The 6,497-nt window shown below is 41.2% G+C and carries 6 protein-coding genes; 2 read left to right on the forward strand and 4 right to left on the reverse strand.

From position 1 onward, the window contains the following. Positions 1-176: 176 nt before the first annotated feature. Positions 177-1,136, reverse strand: a complete 960-nt coding sequence (locus B9G53_RS23260) for a class I SAM-dependent methyltransferase (RefSeq protein ID WP_094535826.1) — start codon at positions 1,134-1,136, stop codon at positions 177-179. A 361-nt stretch (positions 1,137-1,497) separates the two neighbouring features. On the opposite strand from B9G53_RS23260, the gene B9G53_RS27655 reads away from it, so the two are divergent. Then, positions 1,498-1,647, forward strand: coding sequence for a hypothetical protein (locus B9G53_RS27655; protein ID WP_176453328.1), 150 nt, complete (start codon positions 1,498-1,500; stop codon positions 1,645-1,647). Between the two features lie 54 nt (positions 1,648-1,701). Here B9G53_RS27655 and B9G53_RS23270 read toward each other — a convergent pair whose 3' ends face one another. From B9G53_RS23270 to B9G53_RS23280, 3 genes are all read right to left on the reverse strand, one after another. Continuing rightward, positions 1,702-2,511, reverse strand: a complete 810-nt coding sequence (locus tag B9G53_RS23270) for an ABC transporter permease (protein ID WP_094535828.1) — start codon at positions 2,509-2,511, stop codon at positions 1,702-1,704. A 68-nt stretch (positions 2,512-2,579) separates the two neighbouring features. Then, positions 2,580-3,404, reverse strand: a complete 825-nt coding sequence (locus B9G53_RS23275; RefSeq protein WP_094535829.1) for an ABC transporter ATP-binding protein — start codon at positions 3,402-3,404, stop codon at positions 2,580-2,582. Positions 3,405-3,505: 101 nt separating this feature from the next. Continuing rightward, positions 3,506-4,654 carry an ABC transporter substrate-binding protein gene (locus B9G53_RS23280; protein ID WP_094535830.1) on the reverse strand — a complete coding sequence of 383 codons (1,149 nt, stop codon included), beginning with the start codon at positions 4,652-4,654 and terminating at the stop codon, positions 3,506-3,508. 383 nt (positions 4,655-5,037) lie between these two features. On the opposite strand from B9G53_RS23280, the gene B9G53_RS23285 reads away from it, so the two are divergent. Continuing rightward, entirely contained in the window at positions 5,038-6,105 is a 1,068-nt protein-coding gene (locus B9G53_RS23285) for a D-alanine--D-alanine ligase family protein (RefSeq protein WP_094535831.1), read from the forward strand. Positions 6,106-6,497 lie beyond the last annotated feature (392 nt).

A 6,497-nucleotide genomic window follows, 5' to 3' on the forward strand; every position in this document is an offset into this window, starting at 1 on the left:
ATTTTATTGATGCAAGGGTTTTTCTTGCTTTTGGGCTTTTTCCTTGCATTCTATCAGCTTTTGCAACCTTTGAAAACTACCCCTAATTATTTTGATCTTCTTTGGAGATCGGAATGTGGGTTTAAAAGTGTTGCTTAGCAACACTTTTAAAGAATCTCTTGTGGTTCGTTTGATTGTTAATTGCTGTCAGCTACTTTAGCAATTACAGTACGGTGACGCGGAGTATTCGCAATAATAGTAGGAGGTTCAAAACCTGCGGCGACTAATTCGGAAGCTAGATCAAAGGAGAAGTATTGATCAAGATAGGGTTCCGTACTTTTGAGCAGAGTCAAAATATAGGGAGGCATCTTCACATAGATATCGGAAGAGGGATTCATATCCATGAGAGTGAAGTAACCATTAGGACGCAAAACACGGCGCAGCTCACGCAAAATTTGGCGTATTGCATCTTGAGGTAACTCATGAAATATCAGGAAACAGGAAACAAAATCGAAGGAATTATCAGGTAATCCCGTTTGTTCGGCAGTGGCATGAATCCATTTCACTTGCCCATTTTTGGCTAATTCAGGATGTTTGGTGCGGGTGTTGTAATTAGCGATCGCGAGAAAATACGGCGACAAATCTAACCCCGTAATTTTTGCTTGGGGATAAGAGTTATGGAGCGCGAAAGTACTCATGCCCACGCTGCAACCGATATCGAGAATATCCTGAGGCTGAGTGGGAATCTTTTCTTTGACAATATCAAAATAGCTCTGGCGCAACCTCGCATCACCTTCAATTGGAGGGGTTTCATCTTTCCAGATCCGAGAGTGGACGGCATAAGCGGCAGATTCCACTTCGGTTGCTGGCAACCAGCCCAGATTGCCTTCTTCATAGGCATGGAAAGGCTTGAGGTAATATTCGGGATATTTTAAATTTGGATTTTGAACTTGATCTAATTCTGCATCAAGATTTTGTTTTTGCAAATCAGCAGCAATTTGTCGCCAGTTTACACCCATCGACTCGGCTCGTTCGATCATCATGTTACGGGCGCGTTGCTTAGCTATGTTAAATAAAGGCGCGATCGCTAAAATACCATTTACTAAACGCGAGGCTAGTCCGATTTTGGGGCTAGAGTTGGAAGTTGCAATAGTCATAATTAATCTAAGTATTAGATAAATATATCTTTGATGATGATTAATCTGGAAATTTACTCTTAAGTACCTGTTCAGAATAATTACCCAAACCCATAAAATTGCGCCCCGCAGTGGCGCAATTTTATGGGTTTGGGTTTGTAATTAATGATGTTATCGAGCATTTCGAGATCCTATCATTTGCTGATCGCTAACAAATCCCCAAAATATTGATCGCCTACATACTCCCTTCCGCACCACTAATTCTGGCTGAGGCTATCCCAAGATGAAATAAAAAATGTCATCATTTGGTGATATTTTTTATTTCATTGAGCTTTTTGTAGTTTATAATACAAATATAAAAGTTAATTTGTGGGCTAAAAAAATGAAAGCTTCTCGTGAAAGTCAACAACAACAAAGGTATAGCGATTATCGCGATCGCCAAATATCTGAAAATGCGCTCGAAAGTCATGAGCCAAAAGACCACTTACACCCCAATTACTGCCATTGGGCATGGTTGCCAAAACCTAAATAAGCATAAAAAAAGCGGCGCATTGCGCCGCTTTTTTTATGCTTATTTACTAGAAGATTATCTTGCCCAGTAAATGACTTTCTTTTCTATGGCAACGAATAAGGCATAGAGCATTACACCTAAAATTGCAAGCGCAATCAGTGCTGCAAAAGCTAGAGGTACATTAAAGTCAGAAGCTGCTTGGACGATCAGATAACCTAAACCTGCATTAGACGCGATTGATTCCGCAATTACAGCGCCAATAAAGGAAAAAGAAACAGCAATTTTGAGAGAGGCGAATACATAGGGCAATGTATGCGGCCAACCCACCTTTTGGAAAATCTCAAAATCAGATGCGCCCAAAGCGTATAAAACATCCTTCATTTCAGGCTCAATCGTTTCTAATCCCAGAGCGACGTTAACCGCGATCGGGAAGAAAGCCAGTAAAAAAGCAGTAACGATCGCAGGAATGGCATTAGCCCCAAACCAGACTGCTAGCAGTGGTACTAGTGCAGATTTAGGAATTGTATTAAAAGCAACTAGCAATGGATAGAAAGTTAAGTAAATGAATTTGGAGTAACCAATCAGAAAACCCAGAACTACCCCAACTAAGCTAGCGATCGCAAAACCCGCAAAAGTTGTCCAAACTGTACGTAAAGAGTTTTCCATTAGCTGGGGAGCAAACTTAATTGCTGCTTTAAGAATGTCAGATGGTGCAGGTAAATTAAAAGGTTGAATCTTTAAAGCCCAAACGGCGAATTCCCAGAGGATAAATAGTAAAACTGTAGCGATCGCTGGCAAAATAACCGTCGCCAATTTCGTGTTCAAAAAAGCATCAAAGTCAAACTTTTTAGGCGATCGCCTTGCACTCTCAATAGTTCCTTGCATATATTTTCCTCATTACTAACTGCAAAAACTTGTAACAACAAATAATCTGGCTTCGCCAGATTATTTGTTTAGCTCTTATGAATATGGCGACGCAACTCAGCGGCGAGATGCGCGAAGTCGTCACTGAGGCACATCTCTAAGGTTCGCGGACGAGGTAAATCAATCTTTAGCTTGAAGGCAATCTCACTCGGTCTAGGACTCATCACATAGACTGTATCGGATAGAAATACTGCCTCACGCAAATCGTGAGTAATCAGAATACCCACGCACTTTGCCTCCATCCAGAGGGTTTGCAGCATTACCCACATTTCTTCACGGGTAAAGGCATCTAGTGCGCCAAAGGGTTCATCTAATAGCAAAATCTCAGGCTGGTGAATCAAGGAGCGACAAAGAGAAGCTCGCTGACGCATTCCGCCTGATAGTTGCCAAGGGAATTGCTGCTGAAAATCCTTTAAACCTACTGCTTGCAGGAGTTTTTGCGCCATCTCTAAATAACGAGCATGATTAACCTTAAAGTCTCGCTTGTAGGGAGACACTATTTCTAGTGGCAATAAAACATTATCAATTGTGCGTCGCCAAGGCAGCAACACAGGATTTTGGAAAGCGATACCCACATTTTTAAGTGGCTTGGTCACAGCTTGTCCGTGACATCTTAACTCACCAATTTTGGTTGGACTCAATCCTGAAACCATTCTCAAAATCGAGGTTTTGCCACATCCACTTGGACCTACAAAGGTGACAAACTCTCCAGGCTGAACGCTTAGCGATACTTCCTGAATAATTCGACGCATCGATTCGCCAAATGGATATTCCAAACCAATGCGATCAAATTCTAGCAAGGGCATAGAAGGAACATCGGTTTCAGTGGATGCAGAGGTTAGAGGCTGTACCATTTTAGTTGTGCCATTTGATTGAGTAGGGGAATTTGTATATCCATCCCCAAATAATTCAAAAAGATTGGTGCAGCCAATCTTTTTGAATTATTTGGTTGTGTTTAAAGCAATGGTTTGCGATCGCTAGCAGGAGGAACCATCCGTTGCTCTTTAGGAGGTAGAAATTTATCTGTGAATAGATCAGCCGCAGTAGCAGGCTTCAGATTAAAACCTTCAACCGTTTGAGCAATGCTCTTTTCTAAGCGCTTCATATCCGCTCCGCCAAAACCAGCCGCTTCGACTTCTGGAGTCACGTACATGCGTTCGATCGCCAATTTCAGCCGAAGTTTCTCCGCATCTCGATCCATCAGCTTGCTTTGATCCGTAGAAACAACTAGATCAAGTGCAGCACTGGGATCTTTGACAACTTCTTGCATTCCACGAAAATAAGCTTTGAGGAATGATTTAATTGCTTCAGGATTTTTGGTCATGAAATCTTGCTTAACCAAAATTCCATTACCATAGAAATCCAAACCATATTCATCATAGAAGAAGATTTGGATGTCATCCATTGTTTTCCCACCCTTGATCAAGGAAGGAATAACTGAAGTATAGAAACCACTGACTGCATCGACCTTACCCTGTAACAGGAAAGTCTCACGCAGTTTCGGCTCCATGGTGTCCCAAGTAACTGAATCAGGAGCAATCTTTACTTCTTTAGCAAAAAGTGGAAAAAGCTTGCGTGGTCCATCACCTGCGGGCGCACCGAGTTTTTTGCCAACTAGTTCCGCAGGAGTTTTAATTCCATTTGCCTTGAAAGTGACAATGGAGAATGGAGCCTTGTTTTGATAAAAGGCTACCGCAAGAATCTTGTCGTTAGGATTCTTGTCATTGAATTCCATCGCATTGTAGACATCGCTAAAAGCCATATCATACTTGCCAGTACCGAGTTTACTGATCGTGTCAGCGTTACCAAAACCGCGTTCATAACTGACATCCAACCCTTCTTCAGCAAAGTAACCCTTTTCGATCGCCCAAATCAGAGGTGCATCAAGACTTTGTTTCAAAAAAGGTAGTTGTACACGAATCTTTTGTTTTTCCTTTTTGTCCGTACTACCAGCTTGGGGAGATGACGCAGTAGTAGGAGCAGCAGTCTTGTCTCCAGAAGTTGTGCTTGCAGTTGGTGGCGCAGAATTACAAGCAGCAAGCAAAGCTGTTGAGACGGCAATAAGGAGAATTCTATTTAACTGTTTCTGAAAGGTATGAAGCATTATTGCCCTGTAGAGTTAAAATGTATACTGTATACAAAACTAATTTGTATTTAAGGTGAGTAGAAAAGAAGTTTCTGTATAGATCAATACAAAGAAATGAGCCTCTCAGATCAAGCTTAGATATTGCTTTAGCATTAGTAGCAAAACACAAATGGCTATGCCATTTTGTGCTTTAAAAGCCTTACTGGATTTGATTTGTAATTCACGAAAGTGTGACGATACTTTCGTGAATTTGCGTGATCTATCAAAATAGGGTGGTAGCGCAAAGCCGCCACCACCCTATTTTGATTTCTAAAATTACTTACCATAGTTATACTTCAGAACTTTAAGGTAAAGTATTCAATACTAAAAGTTTGAGATCAATTTGACGAGGGTGTTTACTAATGACAGGTATATCGATAGATTTGAAAGCAAAATCCCCTCTTTATGTCGGTTTGTTATTTGGTGGACAATCAGGCGAACATGATGTGTCAATTACATCGGCAAAAGCGATCGCCTCAGCTCTCAATCAAAACTCTCGATACAAGGTTCAACCCTTCTACATTCAGCGCGATGGGACATGGCGCAGTCCAGATATATCGCAACAGGTTCTGGACTCTGGCAAAGGTTTACAAGATTCAGAATTATTAACTAATGCGGCTTTTTTCTTGCCAACGGAAGTTCAACAAATTGATCTTTGGTTCCCTGTTTTGCATGGACCAAATGGGGAAGATGGAACGGTGCAGGGGCTATTACAATTGATGCATAAGCCCTATGTCGGTAATGGGGTACTTGCGTCATCGGTGGGAATGGATAAGATCGCGATGAAGGCGATTTTTGCGAATGCAGGTTTGCCTCAGGTCAAATATGTAGCTTTAAATCGTTGGCAATGGCAACAGGACGAACAAGCATGGAGCGAACATATTGAAGCTACCCTTGGTTATCCCTGCTTTGTGAAACCATCTAATCTTGGCTCATCAGTAGGAATTTCCAAAGTACGCGATCGCCAACAGTTACAAGAGGCGATCGCTAGCGCTACCAGCTACGATCCGCGCATTATCATTGAGCAAGGTGTGACTGCCCGTGAAATTGAATGTGCTGTTCTCGGTAATGAGCAACCCCAAGCTTCAGCGATCGGTGAGATTACTTTCACAAGTGATTTTTACGACTACGAAACCAAGTACACGGCAGGGATGGCAGATCTGATTATTCCTAGCAAGTTACCTGACAACGTAACTCAAGCAGTGCAGTCAATGGCGGTGAAAGCATTCCAAACTGTGGCAGGTTCAGGTTTAGCCAGAGTCGATTTCTTCTATGTAGAAGCGACGGGAACGGTTTTAATTAATGAAATCAATACTTTCCCCGGATTTACATCGTTAAGTATGTATCCAAAATTATGGGAGTACTCTGGTATTCCTTTTACAGAATTATGCGATCGGCTTGTGGATTTGGCACTGAAGAAACATAATTAAATTTGTAGGTAGTCCTAAAAAGAAAAGGATGCTCATCAACGTTAAATAAGATCGTTACTGGCTATAGAACCCATTTGGCATCTTAGGAAGCTTTAGCAAGGAGCTTAAGCATAAACCTGATAAAGCAAAGATGAATTCTCGCATTAGCGTTGTCTAAAGTTCTGAAGTTTTTGACCAGACTTTTAAATGATCAAATTTCTATTACCCAAACATAGAAGCATTGATAAAGCTTCTTACTCCCTTCCCGCTATAAGATCAGTGAATTAATGAAAAGATAAAATCCAGTGTTTTTCGTAATTGTATTTTTGAGAGAAATTGACTGGATTCAAAAAACTGCTCTAGCTGATTAGTGATATCTCCTAATGTTTTGCCAATAGGTAAGTGATGTAAAA

The sequence above is a fragment of the Pseudanabaena sp. SR411 genome (genome assembly GCF_002251945.1).
Classification (GTDB): domain Bacteria; phylum Cyanobacteriota; class Cyanobacteriia; order Pseudanabaenales; family Pseudanabaenaceae; genus Pseudanabaena.

What these genes read in the sequence shown, in the direction of transcription:
- B9G53_RS23260 (WP_094535826.1), bottom strand. Translation starts at nt 1,136, where the DNA reads ATGACTATTGCAACTTCCAACTCTAGCCCCAAAATCGGACTAGCCTCG.
- B9G53_RS27655 (WP_176453328.1), top strand. Translation starts at nt 1,498, where the DNA reads ATGAAAGCTTCTCGTGAAAGTCAACAACAACAAAGGTATAGCGATTAT.
- B9G53_RS23270 (WP_094535828.1), bottom strand. Translation starts at nt 2,511, where the DNA reads ATGCAAGGAACTATTGAGAGTGCAAGGCGATCGCCTAAAAAGTTTGAC.
- B9G53_RS23275 (WP_094535829.1), bottom strand. Translation starts at nt 3,404, where the DNA reads ATGGTACAGCCTCTAACCTCTGCATCCACTGAAACCGATGTTCCTTCT.
- B9G53_RS23280 (WP_094535830.1), bottom strand. Translation starts at nt 4,654, where the DNA reads ATGCTTCATACCTTTCAGAAACAGTTAAATAGAATTCTCCTTATTGCC.
- B9G53_RS23285 (WP_094535831.1), top strand. Translation starts at nt 5,038, where the DNA reads ATGACAGGTATATCGATAGATTTGAAAGCAAAATCCCCTCTTTATGTC.